The 19,431-nt window shown below is 42.7% G+C and carries 19 protein-coding genes; 11 read left to right on the plus strand and 8 right to left on the minus strand.

The annotated features are described in order from the left end of the window. Nucleotides 1-87: 87 nt before the first annotated feature. Complete coding sequence (locus PQ461_RS17740; protein ID WP_274304031.1) at nt 88-1,269, minus strand: asparagine synthetase B; 1,182 nt, start codon at nt 1,267-1,269, stop codon at nt 88-90. A 258-nt stretch (nt 1,270-1,527) separates the two neighbouring features. Between PQ461_RS17740 and PQ461_RS17745 the strand changes: the two genes are divergently transcribed. Then, nucleotides 1,528-1,965 (plus strand): peptidylprolyl isomerase, encoded by a 438-nt coding sequence (locus PQ461_RS17745; RefSeq protein ID WP_274206877.1) that lies wholly within the window; start codon nt 1,528-1,530, stop codon nt 1,963-1,965. Nucleotides 1,966-2,033: 68 nt separating this feature from the next. After that, nucleotides 2,034-2,456, plus strand: a complete 423-nt coding sequence (locus PQ461_RS17750) for a DUF5606 family protein (protein WP_274206878.1) — start codon at nt 2,034-2,036, stop codon at nt 2,454-2,456. Nucleotides 2,457-2,493: 37 nt separating this feature from the next. Here the strand turns inward: PQ461_RS17750 and PQ461_RS17755 are convergent, their stop codons facing one another. The 3 genes from PQ461_RS17755 to rlmH all read right to left on the minus strand — a co-directional run bounded on the left by PQ461_RS17755 (nt 2,494) and on the right by rlmH (nt 4,968). Beyond that, a complete protein-coding gene (locus PQ461_RS17755) occupies nt 2,494-3,420 on the minus strand; it encodes a cation diffusion facilitator family transporter (RefSeq protein ID WP_274206879.1) in 927 nt (308 codons plus the stop codon). 41 nt (nt 3,421-3,461) lie between these two features. Further along, a complete protein-coding gene (locus PQ461_RS17760) occupies nt 3,462-4,400 on the minus strand; it encodes an aspartyl/asparaginyl beta-hydroxylase domain-containing protein (protein WP_274206880.1) in 939 nt (312 codons plus the stop codon). Between the two features lie 94 nt (nt 4,401-4,494). Continuing rightward, the gene (gene rlmH / locus PQ461_RS17765; protein ID WP_274206881.1) at nt 4,495-4,968 is read right to left on the minus strand and encodes a 23S rRNA (pseudouridine(1915)-N(3))-methyltransferase RlmH; all 474 of its coding nucleotides are present in this window, start codon (nt 4,966-4,968) and stop codon (nt 4,495-4,497) included. A 55-nt stretch (nt 4,969-5,023) separates the two neighbouring features. Here rlmH and PQ461_RS17770 point away from each other — a divergent pair, with 55 nt between their 5' ends. Then, nucleotides 5,024-6,835: a MutS-related protein gene (locus PQ461_RS17770; RefSeq protein ID WP_274206882.1), complete on the plus strand. Its 1,812-nt coding sequence runs from the start codon at nt 5,024-5,026 to the stop codon at nt 6,833-6,835. Nucleotides 6,836-6,892: 57 nt separating this feature from the next. Here PQ461_RS17770 and PQ461_RS17775 read toward each other — a convergent pair whose 3' ends face one another. Beyond that, a complete protein-coding gene (locus PQ461_RS17775; protein WP_274206883.1) occupies nt 6,893-7,099 on the minus strand; it encodes a hypothetical protein in 207 nt (68 codons plus the stop codon). 322 nt (nt 7,100-7,421) lie between these two features. On the opposite strand from PQ461_RS17775, the gene PQ461_RS17780 reads away from it, so the two are divergent. Continuing rightward, nucleotides 7,422-7,787 carry a hypothetical protein gene (locus tag PQ461_RS17780; protein WP_274206884.1) on the plus strand — a complete coding sequence of 122 codons (366 nt, stop codon included), beginning with the start codon at nt 7,422-7,424 and terminating at the stop codon, nt 7,785-7,787. Nucleotides 7,788-7,896: 109 nt separating this feature from the next. Beyond that, nucleotides 7,897-9,531 carry an L-glutamate gamma-semialdehyde dehydrogenase gene (gene pruA, locus PQ461_RS17785; RefSeq protein WP_274206885.1) on the plus strand — a complete coding sequence of 545 codons (1,635 nt, stop codon included), beginning with the start codon at nt 7,897-7,899 and terminating at the stop codon, nt 9,529-9,531. Nucleotides 9,532-10,025: 494 nt separating this feature from the next. Here pruA and PQ461_RS17790 read toward each other — a convergent pair whose 3' ends face one another. The 3 genes from PQ461_RS17790 to PQ461_RS17800 form a co-directional block, all read right to left on the minus strand. Then, on the minus strand, nt 10,026-10,694 hold the full coding sequence (locus tag PQ461_RS17790) for a carbonic anhydrase (protein WP_274206886.1): 669 nt from the start codon (nt 10,692-10,694) through the stop codon (nt 10,026-10,028). A 2-nt stretch (nt 10,695-10,696) separates the two neighbouring features. Further along, on the minus strand, nt 10,697-11,452 hold the full coding sequence (locus tag PQ461_RS17795; RefSeq protein ID WP_274206887.1) for a YoaK family protein: 756 nt from the start codon (nt 11,450-11,452) through the stop codon (nt 10,697-10,699). A 317-nt stretch (nt 11,453-11,769) separates the two neighbouring features. Then, the gene (locus tag PQ461_RS17800; RefSeq protein WP_274206888.1) at nt 11,770-12,105 is read right to left on the minus strand and encodes a hypothetical protein; all 336 of its coding nucleotides are present in this window, start codon (nt 12,103-12,105) and stop codon (nt 11,770-11,772) included. 127 nt (nt 12,106-12,232) lie between these two features. Here PQ461_RS17800 and PQ461_RS17805 point away from each other — a divergent pair, with 127 nt between their 5' ends. The 6 genes from PQ461_RS17805 to PQ461_RS17830 all read left to right on the plus strand — a co-directional run bounded on the left by PQ461_RS17805 (nt 12,233) and on the right by PQ461_RS17830 (nt 19,372). Further along, the gene (locus PQ461_RS17805; RefSeq protein WP_274206889.1) at nt 12,233-13,774 is read left to right on the plus strand and encodes an acyl-CoA carboxylase subunit beta; all 1,542 of its coding nucleotides are present in this window, start codon (nt 12,233-12,235) and stop codon (nt 13,772-13,774) included. A gap of 50 nt (nt 13,775-13,824) precedes the next feature. Beyond that, nucleotides 13,825-14,094, plus strand: a complete 270-nt coding sequence (locus PQ461_RS17810; RefSeq protein ID WP_274206890.1) for an endonuclease domain-containing protein — start codon at nt 13,825-13,827, stop codon at nt 14,092-14,094. Nucleotides 14,095-14,242: 148 nt separating this feature from the next. Continuing rightward, nucleotides 14,243-14,665, plus strand: coding sequence for a GNAT family N-acetyltransferase (locus PQ461_RS17815; RefSeq protein WP_274206891.1), 423 nt, complete (start codon nt 14,243-14,245; stop codon nt 14,663-14,665). A 184-nt stretch (nt 14,666-14,849) separates the two neighbouring features. Then, the gene (locus tag PQ461_RS17820) at nt 14,850-15,965 is read left to right on the plus strand and encodes a M42 family metallopeptidase (protein WP_274206892.1); all 1,116 of its coding nucleotides are present in this window, start codon (nt 14,850-14,852) and stop codon (nt 15,963-15,965) included. 57 nt (nt 15,966-16,022) lie between these two features. Then, nucleotides 16,023-16,922 carry a nucleotidyltransferase family protein gene (locus PQ461_RS17825; RefSeq protein WP_274206893.1) on the plus strand — a complete coding sequence of 300 codons (900 nt, stop codon included), beginning with the start codon at nt 16,023-16,025 and terminating at the stop codon, nt 16,920-16,922. A 185-nt stretch (nt 16,923-17,107) separates the two neighbouring features. Further along, a complete protein-coding gene (locus PQ461_RS17830; protein WP_274206894.1) occupies nt 17,108-19,372 on the plus strand; it encodes a glycoside hydrolase family 31 protein in 2,265 nt (754 codons plus the stop codon). The last annotated feature ends 59 nt before the right edge of the window (nt 19,373-19,431 follow it).

Below are 19,431 nucleotides of genomic sequence, written 5' to 3' on the forward strand. Positions count from 1 at the left end.
TTTAAACACACCTCACACACCCGGAACTCCGACACAGAAACACCATAGAAACCCGCAACTGGTAACACAGAAACTCGCACCTCAAATTTACGTCTTCTGCTTCTTTTTCTTGGCAGCGGGAAACAGTACATTATTTAAGATCAACCGATATCCTGGCGAATTAGGGTGTAGTTTTAGATCTGTGGGCGGGTCGCCAACGGCGTGCTGATAATCTTCCGGGTCGTGGCCGCCGTAAAATGTCCACTGACCTTTGCCATACTCGCCATGTATGTATCTTGCCTCATTAGCCGTTTTCATTTCACCCATTACGGTAACATCAGGCTTCAACATATTCTTATTAAAAGCAGTGGTTAATCCCATAAAGCCTTTGATAACACGGTCATGATCCTGGGTAAGCATACTTGGTACCACATCCCACTTAGCAGAAAAATCAAATAGGGTAAAAAAGTCATTCGTACGGTCTACCTGGCGGGTGGTCGTCACATCAATATTGCTGAACGAGTGCGAATTCGGATTCATGTCCAACCTGAAGTTTTTGAATGCAAAAGTCTGACTAAAACCTAATTTGCTTTGCGCTTGCGGATCGGCAGGGTCGCCGTCGAACATGCTTTCGCAAATATCCGTACCCGATGCAGCCAGCGCAATATCAAACGTATCTGTTCCCGAACACATGGCAAACAGGAAACCACCGTTAGCACAAAAATCACGGATGTGCTGGGCAACTGCCAGTTTCATTTGCGATACTTTCTTAAAGCCAAGCTTATGTGCCAATGCCTCCTGCGATTTTACATCGTCAATGTACCAAGGGGCATATTTGTAAGCACCGTAAAACTTACTGAACTGCCCGGTAAAGTCTTCGTGGTGCAGGTGCAGCCAGTCGTATTTAGACAGATCCCCGGTTATCACTTCTTCATCATACAGAACATCATAAGGTATCTCGGCATATTTAAGCACCAAAGTAACGGCATCGTCCCATGGCAACTTATTTTTAGGCGAATACACCGCCATGTGCGGTGCCTTTTCCAATTTTACCACATCCATATTTACCGATGGGTCGCTGATCTCTGCCAGTATGGCATTTGCCTTGGCATCAGCCAATACTTCGTAACTAACGCCGCGTATCTTGCACTCTTGTTCAGTATTGTTACTATAAGGCAGCATAAAACTTCCGCCGCGGTAATTAAGCAACCAGTTTATACTTTGCCCATTTTTTAAAACCCAGTAAGCAATACCATAAGATTTCAGATGATCTTTTTGCGCTTCATCCATAGGGATCAAAATAGATGCGGCACGCAGCAATGATGGCAAAGAAAATAACAGAATGAATAACGTAAGCTTTAAATACTTCACTTATTAAGCGGTTTGTTCAAATGTAACGAATAAAAAGAAATGCTATTGCTTACTATCAGACATGTAAACGGTTACAAAAACGAGGGCACATTCCACCATCTGCATATTTGCAAACCTGCACTTAAATATTGTGCTTACAATTATGTAAATTTGCCATCCCTTAAAAGAAAGTTAAAGATGAGCAAAGCAATAATCAAAACTGAAAAAGGCGACATGACCGTTCAGTTCTACGATCAGGATGCACCAAATACTGTAGCCAACTTTTTAGAATTGGCAAAATCTGGTTTTTACGACGGCGTTACTTTTCACCGCGTAATCCCTAACTTCGTTGTACAAGGCGGCGACCCAACCGGTACCGGTGCTGGTGGTTCAGGCAAACGCATTAAATGTGAGCTTACCGGCGGTAACCAATACCATGACCGTGGCGTACTTTCAATGGCACACGCTGGCCGCGATACTGGCAGCTCTCAGTTTTTTATCTGCCATAGCCGCGATAATACTGCTCACTTAGACCGTCACCACACTTGTTTTGGTAAAGTGGTTGAAAACGTTGACGTGGTTGACCAGATCCGCCAGGGTGATAAAATCACCGGTATAGAAGTAATTGAAGAATAATAAGGTTATTGATGTAATCGGCGGTAATTGAATCGGCAACTACATCATAAAACTGATAACTAAATCATATGAACTTACACGGAATTGTAGCTGTATCAGGCAGGCCCGGCTTATGGAAAGCGTTAGCTCAAAATAAAACCGGTTTTATTTTGGAAAGCCTTGACGCGCAAAAAACAAAGCTGGTAGTTAACGTAGCAACTGCTAAACTTGCTGCCTTAGACGAGATCACCATTTTTGGTACTGAAGACGATATTAAACTGACAGACGTATTTGAAGCGATGAAATCGGCTTCAGCTGCGCCAGACATTAAAGCTGATGGTAAAAAACTACGCGAATACTTCAGAGAAGTAGCGCCCGACCATGATGAAGAACGCGTTTACAGCTCAGACATTAAAAAGGTAATTACCTGGTTCAATATCTTAAAAGACAAACCCGAATTTAACGAGGCAGCGCCAGCAGCCGAAGCACCTGCAACAGAAGCCGGTGAGTAAAGCACAAAAAAGGGTTGACTGATCAGTCAACCCTTTTTTATTTGCAGATCACTTGTTTACAATCTTCCGTGGAAAGTTCAGGCTCAAAGGTACAGTGGGTAATTTCCATATGTTCCAGCCGGTGTCGAAGGTCATGCTTTATGGCATCAAACTTAGGCATATCATCGGGGCTGATTACCAAATGCGCTGTAAGTGCATTTTCGGTAGTGCTTAAAGCCCATACATGGATATGATGTACATCCACAATCCCTTTTGCTTTTAAAAGCTCCTGTTTGATCTTATCAAGATCGATATCAACAGGTACGCCATCCATTTCCAAGCGAATGCTATGTGTAAGCAGGCTCCATGTACCCGCTATAATTACCACTACTATAATTAAGCTTACGATACTGTCTATCACATACCAGTGGGTAAAGTAGATAATAACGCCGGAGATCACTACACCTAAAGATACCAGCGCATCAACAGCCATGTGCATATAGGCACCTTTAATATTCAGGTCTTTATCCTTGTCTTTCACAAACAGGTAAGCGGTAAAGGCATTGATACCGATACCAACCAGGGCCACCCATGCAATGGTACCACCTTCAAGCGGATGTGGGTGCATAAACCTTATAATGGCCTCGTAAGCAATAATGGCAATTGCCGCCAATAATATAACCGCGTTAAGCAACGATACGATAATGGTAGACCGTTTATAGCCGTATGTATAGCGCTGGTTCGAGCTAACCTTAGTCAGTTTAAATGCAAGCAGTGCAAGGGCAAGGCTGGCAACGTCGCTCAGGTTGTGGCCCGCATCGGTAAGCAGGGAAAGCGATCCTTGCAAAAAGCCTACCGCAGCCTCAATAACTACGAAGGCCGAGTTTAAAATAATTCCCCAAATAAAAGCTTTATTAATATGGTCAAGCTTGGGGGCATGGTCATGGTGATGATGCCCATGGTGATGCGCGTGATCGTGTCCCATGGCGCAAAACTACTTATTATATCGCAAAGGAATACTTAAAACTATATGAAATGCCTCAGAAACAGCGCATAAATAATTAACAACATAAGTGCGTATTTCACGGCATAATATAAGCGTTCGTTATAGGCTTTCAGCCTTTTACCTACCAGCCTTATCGAATATATATATTTAAATATCTTGTTAAGGTTACCGGTTTTATCGTTTCCCATATTTGGCGAAGCTGCCGACGCCATGATAAACCAGCCGAAAAATTTGTTCCAGCCGCGGCCTATAAAGGTTTTTACCGGGCGCTCGATATCGCAGAACAAGATCAACCTGTCTTTATCGGTTTTATTCTCCGCATAATGGATGTAGGTTTCGTCAAAAAGCACATCTTCGCCGTCTTTCCAGGCATAACTTTGCCCATCCACTACAATGTGGCAATCGGCAGAGTTAGGTGTTATCAAACCCAGATGATAACGTAATGAACCCGCATACGGATCGCGGTGGGGCATTAGCTGGCTGCCTGCAGGTAATACGGCAAACATGGCCGCTTTTATGGTAGGTGTGTCCTTTAAAAACTGAACGGTTTGCGGGCAGTATTTTATAGCTGAAGGATGAAAATCGCCATACCATTTTAAATAAAAACGTTTCCATCCACGGCGAAAGAAGGAGTTAAATCCAACGTCGTTGTATTTGTCCGAACCTTTGATCAGTTCTTCCTGCTCAAGTAATATGGCTTCATCCCTTATGGTCTCCCAGTGTTGTTTTAACTGGTCCAACTGCGGGAAGTATGATGAGTTGATATAGGGCTTATTCTCCACGCCGGACAAAGCATACATCGGCACATTAATAGGCGCCATAAAGGTAGAATGATCTGTTAGCTGCCTGAAGAATTTGTAACGTACTTTACCGCGGTAGTGTACAATTATGGTCGCAGCAATAAGGCTAAAGAGGATGATGAACTTAACGGATAAAAGTTCATGTACAAAAGCGTGCATAGGCGAAAAGTTGATGTTAATCAAATTTATTTAACGCCTGTAGCTGCTACAATACTGTCAATAATAATGAACCTCTTTTTTACGTAATAATTACTTATTGGTGGTGATATGGCTCGCCTTTGATAATAGTACATGCCCGGTATAATTGTTCGATGAAAAACAGGCGTACCATTTGGTGCGAAAAAGTCATTCTCGAAAGTGAGACCTTATCATTTGCCCGCTGGTATACGCTTTGATCAAACCCATAAGGCCCACCCACTACAAACACCATGTGCTGTACCGAGGTAACTGCTTTTTTATCGATATAGTTAGCAAACTGCTGCGAGGTAAATTCGCTTCCCTGCTCGTCCAGCAATACCAGGTAATCCGTTGCAGCAACTTTTTTTAATATCATTTCAGCTTCGCGGTTTTTCTGTTGATCAGCAGTAAGCGCTTTGGTATTTTTCAGTTCGGGCAGGTCAACAATTTCTACCTTCAGATAATGCTTTAAACGCTTCAAATACTTATCAATGCCTTCGCGGATATAAGCATCTTCAGTTTTACCAACAGTAAGCAGGGTTACTTTCATAGTACAAAGTAAATGCAATCTGTCCACTCTGCAGCAAATTACCTTTATTTGTGTTGTGGACAATCCGATTATACAACAATACCGCCTTAATGCAGCGGAAGCGCACAAGCAACATGCGCAGTACGAAAGGCTGATTAATACTTACTCTATTATCCGGCTAACGGTATTTTTCCTGCTCGTGGCAGCTATTTACTGGGCTGTAAAGCAAGCCGACCTGGTAATTTTTGGGATAAGTTTTATCATATTGGGTTTAGGGTTTGCATGGCTGGTAAAACGCCAAAGCGAATTTGAAACCTTGAAGCTATACTATAAAGCTGTAAAAGCTGTAAATGAAAATGAGATCGAAAGCATTTTAAATCACGGCAACATTTACAATAATGGGGCTGAGTTTGCTGATGATAAACATTATTATGCTGCCGACCTGGATATCTTCGGCAATGCTTCTTTATTTCAGTTACTGAATAGGGCAGCTACCGCTGAGGGCAATAACAAATTGGCTGGCTGGCTAACCGCCCCTGCAAATAAAAACAGGGTGATTGACCGGCAAAATGCCGTTAAAGAACTGGCTGACAAAAACGACTGGAAACTTGATATACAGGCCCATCTGTTATTTAGCAAGGATAACAACGGCAGCCAGTTAAGCCAGTTGTTCCGTTATCTGCATACACCGCTTAACCTTACAGGCGAAAAATGGCTGGCTGTTTGTGCCCGGATAGCCCCTTTTTTAATGTTTAGCTTGCTGGCGCTTTCTTTTGTTTTTCCCATTAAAAGTGTCGTTGTAATAATAGGCTTGATAAACGTGGGGATAGCCGGTTCTAAGAACCAATTTATTAATAAAACCAATGTTGCAGTTGAAAAAACCGGCGCAGCATTAAGTAATTACGCTAAAGCTTTTGCAGCCATAGAGGGTGAAACATGGCAGGCCGATTTAAATATCAGGTTGGCGGTTGCGGTGGCAAGTTCTGGCGGCATTTCTACTTCTGCAAAGATTAATTTGCTGCACAAGCTGATCGATAAGTTTAACTATCGTTACAATATACTGGTTGGCTTTTTCCTGAATGCTTTTTTCTTATGGGATATCAGGCAAATGATAGCCATTGAAAACTGGAAACGGCAATACCACGATAGCATTGAACAGGCTTTCGTGGTATTATTTGAGTTTGAGGCGCTTTGCAGCCTGGCCAGTTTACACATCAACTATCCGGAATGGTGTTTCCCGCAGATTTCTTCAGATAACGGCTATATATATCAGGCTGAAAATTTAGCCCACCCGCTGATTAAACCAGGCATACGTGTTGAAAATGATTACTCGCTTAACGGGTTTAAAATTGATATTATCACCGGCTCTAACATGGCGGGTAAAAGTACCTTTCTGCGTACGCTGGGTATAAACGCCGTACTTGCGCTCAGCGGAGCACCGGTATGCGCACAATCAATGGAAATTTCGGTAATGCAGGTAGTTACCTATATGCGCATCAAAGACTCGCTTAACGAAAGCACTTCTACCTTTAAGGCCGAACTTGACCGCCTGCAAATGTTATTAAAAGCAGTTAATGACAGCGATAATATATTCTTCCTGATTGATGAGATGTTGCGGGGCACCAACTCTGCCGATAAATACATCGGCAGCAAAGCCGTAATTGAGCAACTGATCAGTGAGCATGGCGTGGGCCTTGTTGCCACGCACGATTTGCAACTATCCCAATTAGAGCAACAATATCCCGACTATGTACGCAACTTTTATTTTGACATACAGGTGCAGGACGGCGAAATGATTTTTGACTACAAGATTAAGCCCGGAGAATGCAAAACATTCAATGCATCCATGCTGCTTAAAAAGATAGGAATAAAAATAACAGAAAAATAAAAGGCAGCCTATGGCATGGGCGTGCCTGTAATTGCCTTACGTATCTCTTTTATAATATTATCTCGCTTTGTTGCGCGCAACAGCAGTAGCCAGCAAAACCACGCCTACACCAAAAACAATAGTACCGGTGAAGAAAATTGCAGCAGAAGCATGAATGCCGTTGTTAGAATCAGCAGGGTTAAAAGTACGGGCAGGAGTTAAAATTAAAGCGCCTGCTACGATAAGTATACCTAAAAGGCCAATAACGATACCTAAGTTTTTCATATCTTAATTAAAGCCACAAATATAATTGATGTTTTTATTAATTGCTATACTTTATTCATTGTTGTGCAGTACCACACTAAGCAATTTTTTCATCACTTTGGGGACATTTATGCTCACTTGGGGCGATCATAACATTGCATCAATGCCACTTAATTAAGCAAAAGAAATAAACCAATTAACCTTTTACTACGTAGTTTAACCTGAAGGAAACATTTTTACTACTTAAAGAAGTAAACTTATGTTCCCATATCAACTTTGGATATATTATTGCTTTAATGGAAACACCTATTTATTAACCTAACTACAATATTCTAATAATTTCGTGCGATATCTTACCCCGAGTGATCTAAAAAGACTTGAAAAGCTGCTAACAACCTTTCAGCATTATTCCTATAACCACTATGCCGTATTACAGCTCACGTTGGTACAACTGGCTGATTTTGTAAATGGCAAACCCGAAAGAATGGACAGCCAAACGCAGCTTGATTTAAGCTTTGAATTGGAACACGAGATCGAAGCTTTAAAACAATTACGTTTTGATCCGGATAAAGATGAAGCATTTGCACTAAGGGTAAAGGCGGCATTGTCTATTATTAACCGTCTGCACCCGTTTACAGATCAGCTTCCGGAAGAAGCAACAAAACAAAAACCAGGTTTCTTTAGCCGGTTGAAAAGGTGGTTTAAGTGAGTCTAATTGATTAGCTTCCTGATATATCCATCACACCAGCCAAAATTACGCCGAACAAACAAATAACTTAATAACAACCTGTATCTTTGCGGCACTTAAAATATCGTCTATGTTAAAAGGATTTTTTAACGTACCGCAGCCTGTTAACGAGCCGGTTTTGAACTACGGCCCGCGCAGTGTGGAACGTGCCGCTTTAAAAGCCGCTTTAGAAGAGGGCCGCGCTCAGCAACTGGATATCCCGATGTATATCGGCAGCGAAGAAGTACGCACCGGTAAAACATTTGAAATTCGCCCGCCGCATGATCATAAACATGTATTAGCAACTTACCACGAAGGTGATGCCAGCCATGTACATGCCGCTATTGAAGCTGCATTAAATGCCAAGGCCAACTGGGAAAACATGCCGTGGGAACAACGCGCCGCTATTTTCCTGAAAGCTGCAGACTTGATCGCAGGCCCTTATCGTGCTAAGATCAACGCAGCTACCATGCTTGGCCAGTCTAAGAACGCTTATCAGGCAGAGATTGATGCAGCATGTGAGTTGATCGACTTCCTGCGCTTCAACGTGCATTACATGACCGAGATATATGCCGAGCAACCGCAAAGCAGCAAAGGCATCTGGAACCGTGTGGAATACAGGCCGCTTGAAGGTTTCGTATTTGCTATTACCCCATTCAACTTTACGGCTATTGCAGGTAACCTTTGTGCTTCTGCAGCCATGATGGGTAACGTTGTGGTTTGGAAACCGGCACCAACACAGATCTACGCTGCTAACGTAGTGATGCAGATCTTCCTGGAAGCTGGTGTGCCTCCGGGAGTTATCAACCTGATTTATACTGATGGCCCTGTTGCGGGTGATATCATCTTTAAACACCCTGATTTTGCAGGCCTTCACTTTACAGGTTCAACCGGGGTTTTCCAAAGCCTTTGGAAAGAGATCGGCGCAAACATCAATAAATACCGCTCATACCCACGCATAGTTGGCGAAACCGGTGGTAAAGACTTTGTGCTTGCCCACCCAAGCGCTAACATCGACGTATTGAATGTTGCCTTATTACGTGGCGCTTTTGAATACCAGGGACAAAAATGTTCGGCTGCCTCTCGTGCATATATTCCAAAATCTTTATGGCCTGCGCTTAAAGAGAAACTGGTTGCCGAATTAAAAACATTTAAAATTGGCCCGGTTGAAGATTTCAGCAATTTTGTTAATGCCGTGATCGACGAACGTTCGTTCGATAAACTGGCTAAATATATTGACGCTGCCAATGCCGACCCTAACGTTAACGTTATTTCAGGCGGCACTTATGATAAAACCATAGGCTGGTTTATTACCCCTACCGTTATTGAGGTGCAGGATCCGTTTTATGTAACCATGTGCGAAGAGCTTTTCGGCCCGGTATTAAGCGTTTACGTTTACAACGACGATGAGTTTGAAAGCATTATGGAAACTATTGATAAAACCGGCAATTATGCGCTGACAGGTTCTATCATTTCTCAAGACCGTTATGCCATAGCTACCGCAACAGAACGCTTGCGTAACAGCGCGGGTAACTTCTATGTGAATGACAAACCTACCGGAGCTGTAGTTGGCCAGCAGCCATTTGGCGGTGCACGTGGTTCAGGTACTAATGACAAGGCGGGTTCAATGCTTAACCTGCTGCGTTGGGTATCGCCGCGTACCATCAAAGAAACCTTTGATCCACCAAAAGATTACCGCTATCCTTTTTTAAATAAAGAAGTATAGTTTAGAAATCAGATATAACAAAAAGCCACTTTGCAATTGCAGAGTGGCTTTTTGAGTTTAATGAGCCCCACAGTTAAATGCGGCTTGAGGATTGCTTCTTCATCCGATAAATCGGATTCATCGCAATGACGATACCTAAAATATCTTTTGTAGCCTCACCCCAAACCGCTCTCCGGTCAAAGGACTCCTGTGGAGCAGAGAGAGGCTCTATTGCATATGCAAGCACATAAGATTATTCTGTTCGTACTGACGTAACGCAACCGAAACAATGTCGCCTCAGCGCAGCCGGAAATTACGGGTAGTGCTAAAGCAAAAACATTTGAAGGCTGCGGTGCCAGCGACGAGTTTTTTTCTTGGTACTTCTTTTTTAGCGGCTAAAAAAGAAGTACATCCACAAACGCTTCATTTACTTACTTTGCTTGCCTAATGAAAATTGGCTCATAACACAAAAGCCGCAAATCACTTCGCGGCTTCTTATGATATATGATTTTTTATTAATCAAATCTGAACACGCCTTCAAGGCTGTCTTTATTGCTGTGGCTTACTTGCAGGTCTTTAATATAACCTGTGCCTAATTCATACACCCAGCCATGTACATAAATCTCCTGGTCGTTTTTCCAGGCGTTTTGTACAATTGATGTTTTACAAACGTTTTCAACGCTTTCAATCACATTGTATTCAACAAAACGGTTGGTACGTTCGGTTTCGTCTTCAATAGCATCCAGTTCGGCCGAGTGCAAGCGGTAAACGTCTTTAATATGGCGCAGCCAGTTGTCAATTAAACCAAACTGTTTATGGCTCATGGCAGCAATTACACCACCGCAGCCATAATGACCGGTAACAATTACGTGTTTTACTTTAAGCACGTTAACGGCATAGTCGAGTACGCTTAACATGTTCATATCAGAGTGTACTACAACGTTGGCGATATTACGGTGCACAAATATTTCACCCGGGTTAGTACCTGTAATCTGGTTAGCAGGCACACGGCTATCAGCACAACCAATCCACAGCACCGGAGGCGCCTGACCAGAAGCCAGTTTACTAAAATAGTCCGGGTCTTCCTGTAATGTTTCAGCAACAAAACGTTTGTTGCCTTCTAACAAAGCTTCGTAACTTAATCTTGAAGCATCGTCATAATACTTTTCTACTTTAGCACACATAGTTATTGTTTAAAATTGTTTGTTTTGCCGGGTCTGCCAAACAAGCGAGCAAGCTTATGGAGCGCCAGCGGTGATAAATCGTAATATAATATGGTGAGCAATATTAATGGCACAAAATAAAATATAGCAAAGCCATATATGTCAAAAAATATGCCTCCAACAATACCGCCTGTAATATAACAACCAAGTATTGTTGTGCGGATTAATATCTTCTCCTTCGTTATTTTCGCTTTTAAACTTTTGGGATGCAGCCATTCGGCTACTTCTCCGCCCAAGTCGGTAAACAAACCTGTAAGGTGAGATGTTTTAACTAACCCACCAGAAACTGTAGATACCATATTGTTCTGCAAACCGTTGGCAAACAGCAAGGCACCGATGATGTATTCGCGCTCGGTATCAGAGCCCGCAAAAAAATGATTACCGTATATGGCTACAAATAATAAGATGAAAATCTCTAATATCACCGGTGTACTATGAGCCGTGTAATAGCTTTTATGCTCAAAAGAGCGGATAATAAAATTTGAGGTAAAGGCGCCAAAAAAGAACATGAGCAACCATATCATAAACACCATGATCTCATGAAAGTGTTGCCTCACGATATGATTTGCTAATGAAGCAACGTGACCCGTAACATTTGAGGTAAAAACAAGTAAGCCTAACATTCCGGCCACATTAATGTAACCCGAAACAAAGGCCGTTGACGATGCAAGCATCTGATTTTCGCGGAAGGTGCGATTTGTTGTTGAATTTCTTAGCATAAAAGCAGCTATTCATTAACGCTGCAAAATATAAAATTTATATAAATAACAACCCCGCGACTCGCTCCCGGGGTTGTCTACTACTAACTAACTTAAGATGAAAACTCACCCTCAATGGGCAACAGTTAACGCTGTCCATTAAGCTCTTATATACAACCTGATTATTCAGGTTTATTCAAAAATTAAATCATTTATTTTTACCCTGCATTAATGCAGGGATGTTTTGAAGATGATATGGAAAAGCAATTACCGGCTATTAGCAATAGCTAAATGCCATAGTTTGCAGATCATACATCATCAAATGGGATTGCCCGGGATTATACGTTCGGAGGAGGGGTTGGCACAACAGGATGGTAAACCTGTGTATATAAAGACCGTTCCTGGTTATGCAGGATGTTTGTTTCTTCAATTATAGCAACATGCTCATAGGTGTAACTAAAAAAATGCTCATCGCAGAATTTCTTTTCTTTGGCGGCATCTTTCTCCGGCGATTCTTTTTCGCCTTTAGTTTCCTGCTCTAATTGTGTAATAACAGCGTTAACTGTTTTACTGTTAAGGCTCATAAAAACAGGTGCAACTGAAATGAACATCTTTAAATTAAAGATGGCCATAAACAGGATGCAAAGCACTATTTTAAATTCCCTTAACTTCATGCGTATTTAGCAAATATATAAAAAACATCATAAGCACCTAATTGATTGCATTTTTCATTGTCATTTTTCTTTCTCTTGATTATATCAGTTAACAATCAGTACTTTTAGCCTTTACCGATTATATACCGTGGATAAAAAGATAGAAATTCTTGATCAGAAACGCGCACAGGCGTTGGCTGGTGGCGGACAAGCACGTATTGATGCCCAACATAAAAAAGGAAAGTTAACCGCCCGCGAGCGTTTACATTTTTTGCTGGATAAAGGCTCATTCCAGGAGATCGGGATGCTGGTAACACACCGCTCAACTGATTTCGGTATGGAAAAAGAAAACTATCCGGGCGATGGTGTAGTGACTGGTTACGGCACGATCAGCGGTCGTATAGTTTATGTATTTTCGCAGGATTTTACTGTTTTCGGTGGATCGTTGTCTGAAACCCATGCCGAAAAGATCTGTAAAATAATGGATCTGGCTATGCAGAATGGCGCACCGGTTATCGGGCTTAACGATTCGGGCGGCGCACGTATACAGGAAGGCGTGGTCTCTTTGGGCGGCTATGCCGATATCTTTTACCGCAATACTAAAGCTTCGGGTGTGATACCTCAAATATCTGCCATTATGGGTCCGTGTGCCGGCGGTGCAGTTTACTCGCCTGCCATTACCGACTTTATACTGATGGTGGAAAACACCTCGTACATGTTTGTTACGGGACCCAACGTTGTTAAAACGGTAACGCATGAGGTAGTCACTTCAGAAGAACTTGGCGGTGCTAACACACACGCTACAAAGTCAGGTGTTACCCATTTTGCCTGCGCTAATGAGATCGACGCTATTCAGCATATTAAAAAACTGCTGAGTTATATGCCGCAAAATTGCGAAGAAAACGCACCGGCATTAGTTTATGAAGGGGGCAACGAACAACGCCCGACACTGAATAAAATGATGCCTGAGAATGCCTCACAACCTTACGACATCCGTGAGGTGATTGAGGAAGTAATTGACGGCGGCAGCTTTTTAGAGATCCATAAAGATTTTGCACCTAACATTGTGGTAGGCTTTGCACGCATAGCTGGCCGCAGCATTGGCATTGTGGCTAATCAGCCCGCCTACCTGGCAGGTGTGCTTGATATCCATTCCTCTACCAAAGGAGCGCGCTTTGTACGCTTTTGCGATAGCTTTAATATTCCGCTGTTGGTATTTGAAGATGTACCGGGCTTTTTGCCGGGCACCGACCAGGAATGGAATGCCATTATTACCAATGGCGCTAAATTATTATACGCTTTCTGCGAGGCTACTGTTCCGCGTATTACGGTAATTACCCGTAAAGCCTACGGCGGCGCTTATGATGTAATGAACTCGAAACATATCGGTGCCGACATGAACTTTGCATGGCCATCGGCAGAGATTGCGGTTATGGGTGCCAAAGGGGCAGCAGAAATTATCTTTAAACGTGAAATTAATGCCGCAGAAGACCCGGAAGCAAAATGGCGTGAGATGGAACAAATCTATTCTGACAAATTTGCCAACCCTTACCGTGCAGCCAAACGCGGCTTTGTTGACGAGGTGATCGAACCATCAGAAACACGTATCAAGCTGATCCACGCTTTCAAGATGCTTGAAAATAAAGTAGTAAACATGCCAAAGAAAAAGCATGGCAATATTCCGTTGTGACGCTTGTTTTATGATTAGTTCCCTCCCTTGGGAGGGTAAGGGAGGGGTTAATGCCAGACAAGATCATTCCATACAATCCTAAATTAAAAGAACTTGCCAGGAAACTTCGCAAGAACATGACTTTGGGAGAAGCTCTGCTATGGAATGAACTTAAACAAGATAAATTATTGGGTTTTGATTTCGACCGGCAACGCTGCATTGACAATTATATAGTAGATTTTTATTGCAAAAAATTGCATTTGGCAATTGAAATTGATGGGCATTATCATGAACTTGAAGAAACTTTTAATAATGATCTAATCAGAACTGAAAGGCTATAGCAGTTGGGAGTTACTATTTTAAGACTTTCAGAGACTGAAGTAAAATCAGACATGATCAATGTATTAAGGACGATTGAAATTACAATCATAAAAATTATTGAAAACAACCCCTCCCTAACCCTCCCAGGGGAGGGAACTATCTAATCATATGGATTCCCTTCACATCGAACAAATAACCCCCGAGCTTACGTGGCGCTTGCGACGTAACGAGCTTTATCCAAACGAAACGCTGCCAGCTATGGAAATGGAGGAAGACCAGCATGGCATCCACTTCGGTGGTTTTATGGATAATAAACTGGTTGCTGTTGTATCCTTATTTCAAAACGGAACAGATTTTCAGTTCCGAAAGTTTGCCGTAGCCGCCGACATGCAAGGCAAAGGCATCGGCCGCGACTTATTGCAATATATCATTGATTTTGCAAAAGCAGAAGGTGGTACACGCATCTGGTGCAATGCCCGCGATTCAGCAGTAGGGTTTTATCAAAAATCCGGCTTTAATTCTACCGGTGAGTTATTCGAGCGCAAGGGCGTAAATTATGAGATCATGGAAAAGATGTTATCCAAGATATAAACTCAAAGCCCCTCTCTTCAGGAGAGGGGTTCGGGGTGAGGCTACTTCCTCCTCACACATCCTTTAAAATAACCCTAACACTGCATCAACTATTTGATAACTTTAGGGTTTATATGGCATTATCAACTGCTTTGCTATATTTGTCTATCTGCAATAGCAGCAATGTTATACGCGTTATACTACTATGTCTGAAAAAACACCTGATAAAAAACAGCACGTACCTGTTGTAAACGAAACTTCCTTAGCATTTTTAGAAAGATATATTAATAATCCTTCGCCAACCGGTTTTGAATGGAAAGGCCAGCAAATGTGGCTGGACTATATCAAACCATATATTGACGAATATTATGTCGACAATTATGGCACAACCGTTGGTATCATTAATCCGCAGGCCGAATACAAGGTGGTAATTGAAGCACATGCCGATGAAATCTCATGGTATGTGAATTACATTACCAGCGATGGCTTGATCTATGTGATCCGCAATGGTGGCTCCGACCATCAGATCGCACCTTCTAAACGTGTAAATATTCACACCGACAAAGGCATTGTAAAGGCAGTTTTCGGCTGGCCTGCAATACACACCCGTTTAGGCGGCGAAAAAGAAGAAGCCCCTACCCTTAAAAATATCTTCCTGGATTGCGGTTGTACTTCTAAAGAAGAGGTTGAAAAACTGGGCATCCACGTGGGTAGCGTTATTACTTACGAGGATGAATTTATGGTACTTAACGACCGCTATTATGTAGGCCGTGCGCTGGATAACCGTGTAGGTGGTTTCATGATTGCCGAAGTTGCCCGTTTACTTAAAGAAAACAACAAGCAATTGCCTTTCGGCCTGTATATCGTAAATGCCGTACAGGAAGAAATTGGTTTGCGCGGTGCCGAAATGATTGCACATCACATTAAACCTAATGTGGCCATTATCACTGACGTAACGCACGACACCCAAACCCCTATGATTAACAAAATTGTTCAGGGCGATTTAGCATGCGGACGCGGGCCGGTAGTTTCTTACGCACCTGCGGTACAAAACAACCTGAATAAATTACTGATTGACACTGCACAAAAAGCAGATATTCCGTTCCAGCGCCAGGCATCGTCACGTTCAACTGGTACAGATACGGATGCATTTGCCTACTCAAATGATGGTGTGCCATCTGCTTTGATATCTTTGCCTTTGCGATACATGCATACTACTGTTGAGATGATACATAAAGAAGATGTAGACAATGTGATCCGTTTGATTTATGAATCGCTGCTGAGTATCGAGGCAGGACAGAATTTTAAGTATTTCAATTAACAACCGAACATCACTCAAAAAAAATTCGTTAAAAAATAAAAGCCCAGCTTTATAACAATGAAACCAACATTATTAATATTAGCCGCCGGAATGGCAAGCCGTTATGGCAGCATGAAACAAGTAGATGGTTTTGGCCCAAACGGCGAAACCATTATCGATTACTCTATTTACGATGCCATTAAAGCAGGCTTCGGCAAAATCAGCTTTATCATTCGCGAAGAATTTCAGGATAACTTTAAAGCTATTTTTGAACCTAAGCTGCAGGGTCGTATAGAAACCGATTACGTATTTCAAAGCTATGACCTTAAACCTTTCGGTATCGACGAAGAAGTAGAGCGTGCTAAGCCATGGGGTACTGCACATGCTGTATTAGCTGCCCGCAACCAGATCCATGAGCCTTTCTGCGTAATCAATGCAGACGATTATTATGGTTATGACGCCTTTGAAAAAATGGCTAAGTTTTTAACTACCGAAGTTGCTGACGATAAATATTCGCTTATCGGTTACCAGATCGGTAAAACACTTTCAGATTACGGCTCGGTATCCCGCGGCGTTTGTAAAGTGAACGAAGAAGGCAACATGGTTGAGATCAACGAGCGTACACAGGTTTACTTTAAAGGCGACGGCATTGTTTACGAAGAAGGTGGTGTAGAAACTCCGCTAACTGAAGATACCCGCGTTTCTATGAACTTCTGGGGCTTTACTCCTGCCGTATTTGAGCAAAGCCTGCCCATGTTCCAACGCTTTGTTGAGGCTAACAAAAACAATCCTAAAGCAGAGTTCTTTATTCCGCTTGTGGCCGACGAATTAATTAAATCTGGCAAAGCATCTTTCAAAGTGATCCCAACTTCATCAAAATGGTTTGGCGTTACTTACAAAGAGGATAAACCGATTGTACAAAAAAGCATTGCTGATCTTGTAGCAAACGGTACTTATCCAGAAAAACTTTGGGACTAAAAAATTAGCCTGTCATGCTGAACCCAGTTCAGCATCCCACATGCAAATCTTAACTTATGAGATCCCGAAACAAGTTCGGGATGACGTAAGCCTACTCATACAATCCCTGCCCTTAAAGGCGGGGATTTTTATTTATAAAAACGTTATCCAATTTCAGCCGTTCTTTTATTGCTAACATAAAAGATATGCAGTTTGAGATATTAGGAAATACCGAAAGCGTAAGCAAGCAAAATAACCAGCTGATTATAAAAACCGCCGAAGCTATAGCGCGGGTATGGGTCTATAGCCCTACGGTGGTCAGGGTTAATATTTCTAAAAACTTTAATACCGCAGACGAATCGTTCGCTGTAATTCAAAAGCCGGAGAATGAGTTTAGCATTGAAGAATCAGGTTCGGAAATAAAGGTGCGAACCGATGCTTTGGAGCTACGCATCCAAAAATCGTCATTAAGGTTTAGTTTCTATACGGCCGATGGAAAAGAGCTAAGCCGGGACGATGAACGCTTCGGTGTTAACTGGCAGGGCAGCCGTGTGATTAATTATCGTAAGCTTTATCCTGACGAGAAATTCATTGGCCTCGGTGAAAAAACCGGTGACCTGAACCGTCGCGGCAGTTCATACGTAAACTGGAACAGCGATGTACCATTGCATGGCATTACATCAGATCCGCTTTATGAAACCTTCCCGTTCTTTATTGGCATCCATAGCGGATTGACCTACGGATTATTCCTTGATAACACCCATAAAACTTATTTTGATTTTGGTGCCACTACCGATAACCAGATGAGCTGGTTTGGCGCTGATGATGGTGATATTAACTATTATTTTTTCGGTGCGCAAAGCGTAGCAGAAATCATCAAAGATTATACATGGCTAACTGGCCGAATGGAAATGCCGCCAATGTGGAGCCTCGGTTACCAGCAATGCCGCTGGAGTTATATGAGCGCACAGGAGATACTGGATATTGCCCAAACCTTCCGCGACCATAACATACCGGCCGATGTAATGTATTGCGACATTGACTATATGGACGGTTTCAAGATATTCACCTGGAATAACGAGACCTTTCCCGATCCGAAGTCGTTCATCGATAAACTTAAATCAATGGGCTTCCGCCTGGTTACCATAGTTGACCCTGGCATTAAGGTAGAACAAGGCTATAAACAATACGACGAAGGCGTAGCTAAAGGCTATTTTGCCACCTATCCTAACGGCGAAAACTATGTAGGCGAAGTATGGCCAGGCCGCTGCCATTTTCCAGATTTTTTCCGAGAAGATGTACGCAAGTGGTGGGGCGAGTCGTTCACCGCACTTACAGACCCGGGTGTAGAAGGTTTTTGGAACGACATGAACGAACCTGCAGCCTGGGGACAAAACATCCCGTGGATGGTGAAGTTTGGCGACAAATTTATGCCCGAGGTGCGTAATGTGTACGGCATGGAAATGGCACGCGCCACTTATGATGGCACTAAGAAAATATCAGGCCGCAGGCCGTTTGTGTTAACACGTGCAGCCTATTCCGGTACGCAGCGCTATTCAGCCGTCTGGACGGGTGATAATTCGGCTTACGATGCTCATATGCTTTTAGGGCAGCGCATGGTAAATGCGCTGGGCATTACAGGTATGTCAATGGTGGGTGTTGATATTGGCGGCTTTACCGGCGACCCTACTCCTGAACTGATGGTACGCTGGAATTCGTTAGGTGTATATATCCCTATGTTCCGCAACCATGCCATGAAAGGCATGAAAATGCGCGAGCCGTGGCGTTTCGGCGAAGACAACGAGCAGATCATGAGAAAGGACATAGAATGGCGTTACCGCTTGTTACCTTATCTGTATTCCAGCTTTTACCAATCGCATACTACAGGGCTTCCGGTAAGCCGCACATTAGCTATTGAATACACCTTTGATGATACTGTTTATAATGACTCGTACCAAAACCAGTTTATGTTTGGCGATAGCTTGTTGATTTGCCCGGTCATCAGTACCGAAAGTAGTGTTTATGCTTACCTGCCAAAAGGTGAATGGTACCGCTTAGGATCAGACGAAAAATATGAAGGTGGCAAAGATCACCAAGTTGATGCGCCACTGGGTAATCTACCAGTATTTGTAAAAGCCGGTGGCATATTGCCTCTGCAAAGTATCATTCAGTATACCGATGAAAAAACTGATGGCATTTTAGAGGTAAATGTTTGGAACGGCAGCGAGCCGAACACATTTGTTTATTATGAAGATGACGGCTCGTCATACGATTATGAGAAGGGCAGCTATCACAAGCGCACGATCACATTTGACCCGTACACCAGGCAAATCATTTTCTCAGCAGCAGAAGGCTCCTATTCATCAAAATTTGAGCAGATAAAACTTGTCCTGCATGGTTTTGGCAGTGAAGCTAAGGTGCAGGAACATTTAATTGATTACAGTAATCAGGAAATTGAGATTGATTATTAATCGCTCTTGTTATCTAACTTCAATAATATCATAAAGCAAAACGCCCCGCCGGAAACCGG

Source organism: Mucilaginibacter sp. KACC 22063, from assembly GCF_028736115.1.
In the GTDB taxonomy this organism is placed as follows: Bacteria; Bacteroidota; Bacteroidia; order Sphingobacteriales; family Sphingobacteriaceae; genus Mucilaginibacter.

Bases quoted from the DNA above. Each gene is read 5' to 3' on its own strand.
- PQ461_RS17790 (WP_274206886.1), bottom strand. From the start codon at position 10,694: ATGTGTGCTAAAGTAGAAAAGTATTATGACGATGCTTCAAGATTAAGT.
- PQ461_RS17795 (WP_274206887.1), bottom strand. From the start codon at position 11,452: ATGCTAAGAAATTCAACAACAAATCGCACCTTCCGCGAAAATCAGATG.
- rlmH (WP_274206881.1), bottom strand. From the start codon at position 4,968: ATGAAAGTAACCCTGCTTACTGTTGGTAAAACTGAAGATGCTTATATC.
- PQ461_RS17820 (WP_274206892.1), top strand. From the start codon at position 14,850: ATGTCTGAAAAAACACCTGATAAAAAACAGCACGTACCTGTTGTAAAC.
- PQ461_RS17825 (WP_274206893.1), top strand. From the start codon at position 16,023: ATGAAACCAACATTATTAATATTAGCCGCCGGAATGGCAAGCCGTTAT.
- PQ461_RS17760 (WP_274206880.1), bottom strand. From the start codon at position 4,400: ATGCACGCTTTTGTACATGAACTTTTATCCGTTAAGTTCATCATCCTC.
- PQ461_RS17815 (WP_274206891.1), top strand. From the start codon at position 14,243: ATGGATTCCCTTCACATCGAACAAATAACCCCCGAGCTTACGTGGCGC.
- PQ461_RS17745 (WP_274206877.1), top strand. From the start codon at position 1,528: ATGAGCAAAGCAATAATCAAAACTGAAAAAGGCGACATGACCGTTCAG.
- pruA (WP_274206885.1), top strand. From the start codon at position 7,897: ATGTTAAAAGGATTTTTTAACGTACCGCAGCCTGTTAACGAGCCGGTT.
- PQ461_RS17755 (WP_274206879.1), bottom strand. From the start codon at position 3,420: ATGGGACACGATCACGCGCATCACCATGGGCATCATCACCATGACCAT.
- PQ461_RS17775 (WP_274206883.1), bottom strand. From the start codon at position 7,099: ATGAAAAACTTAGGTATCGTTATTGGCCTTTTAGGTATACTTATCGTA.
- PQ461_RS17740 (WP_274304031.1), bottom strand. From the start codon at position 1,269: ATGGATGAAGCGCAAAAAGATCATCTGAAATCTTATGGTATTGCTTAC.
- PQ461_RS17750 (WP_274206878.1), top strand. From the start codon at position 2,034: ATGAACTTACACGGAATTGTAGCTGTATCAGGCAGGCCCGGCTTATGG.
- PQ461_RS17810 (WP_274206890.1), top strand. From the start codon at position 13,825: ATGCCAGACAAGATCATTCCATACAATCCTAAATTAAAAGAACTTGCC.
- PQ461_RS17830 (WP_274206894.1), top strand. From the start codon at position 17,108: ATGCAGTTTGAGATATTAGGAAATACCGAAAGCGTAAGCAAGCAAAAT.
- PQ461_RS17800 (WP_274206888.1), bottom strand. From the start codon at position 12,105: ATGAAGTTAAGGGAATTTAAAATAGTGCTTTGCATCCTGTTTATGGCC.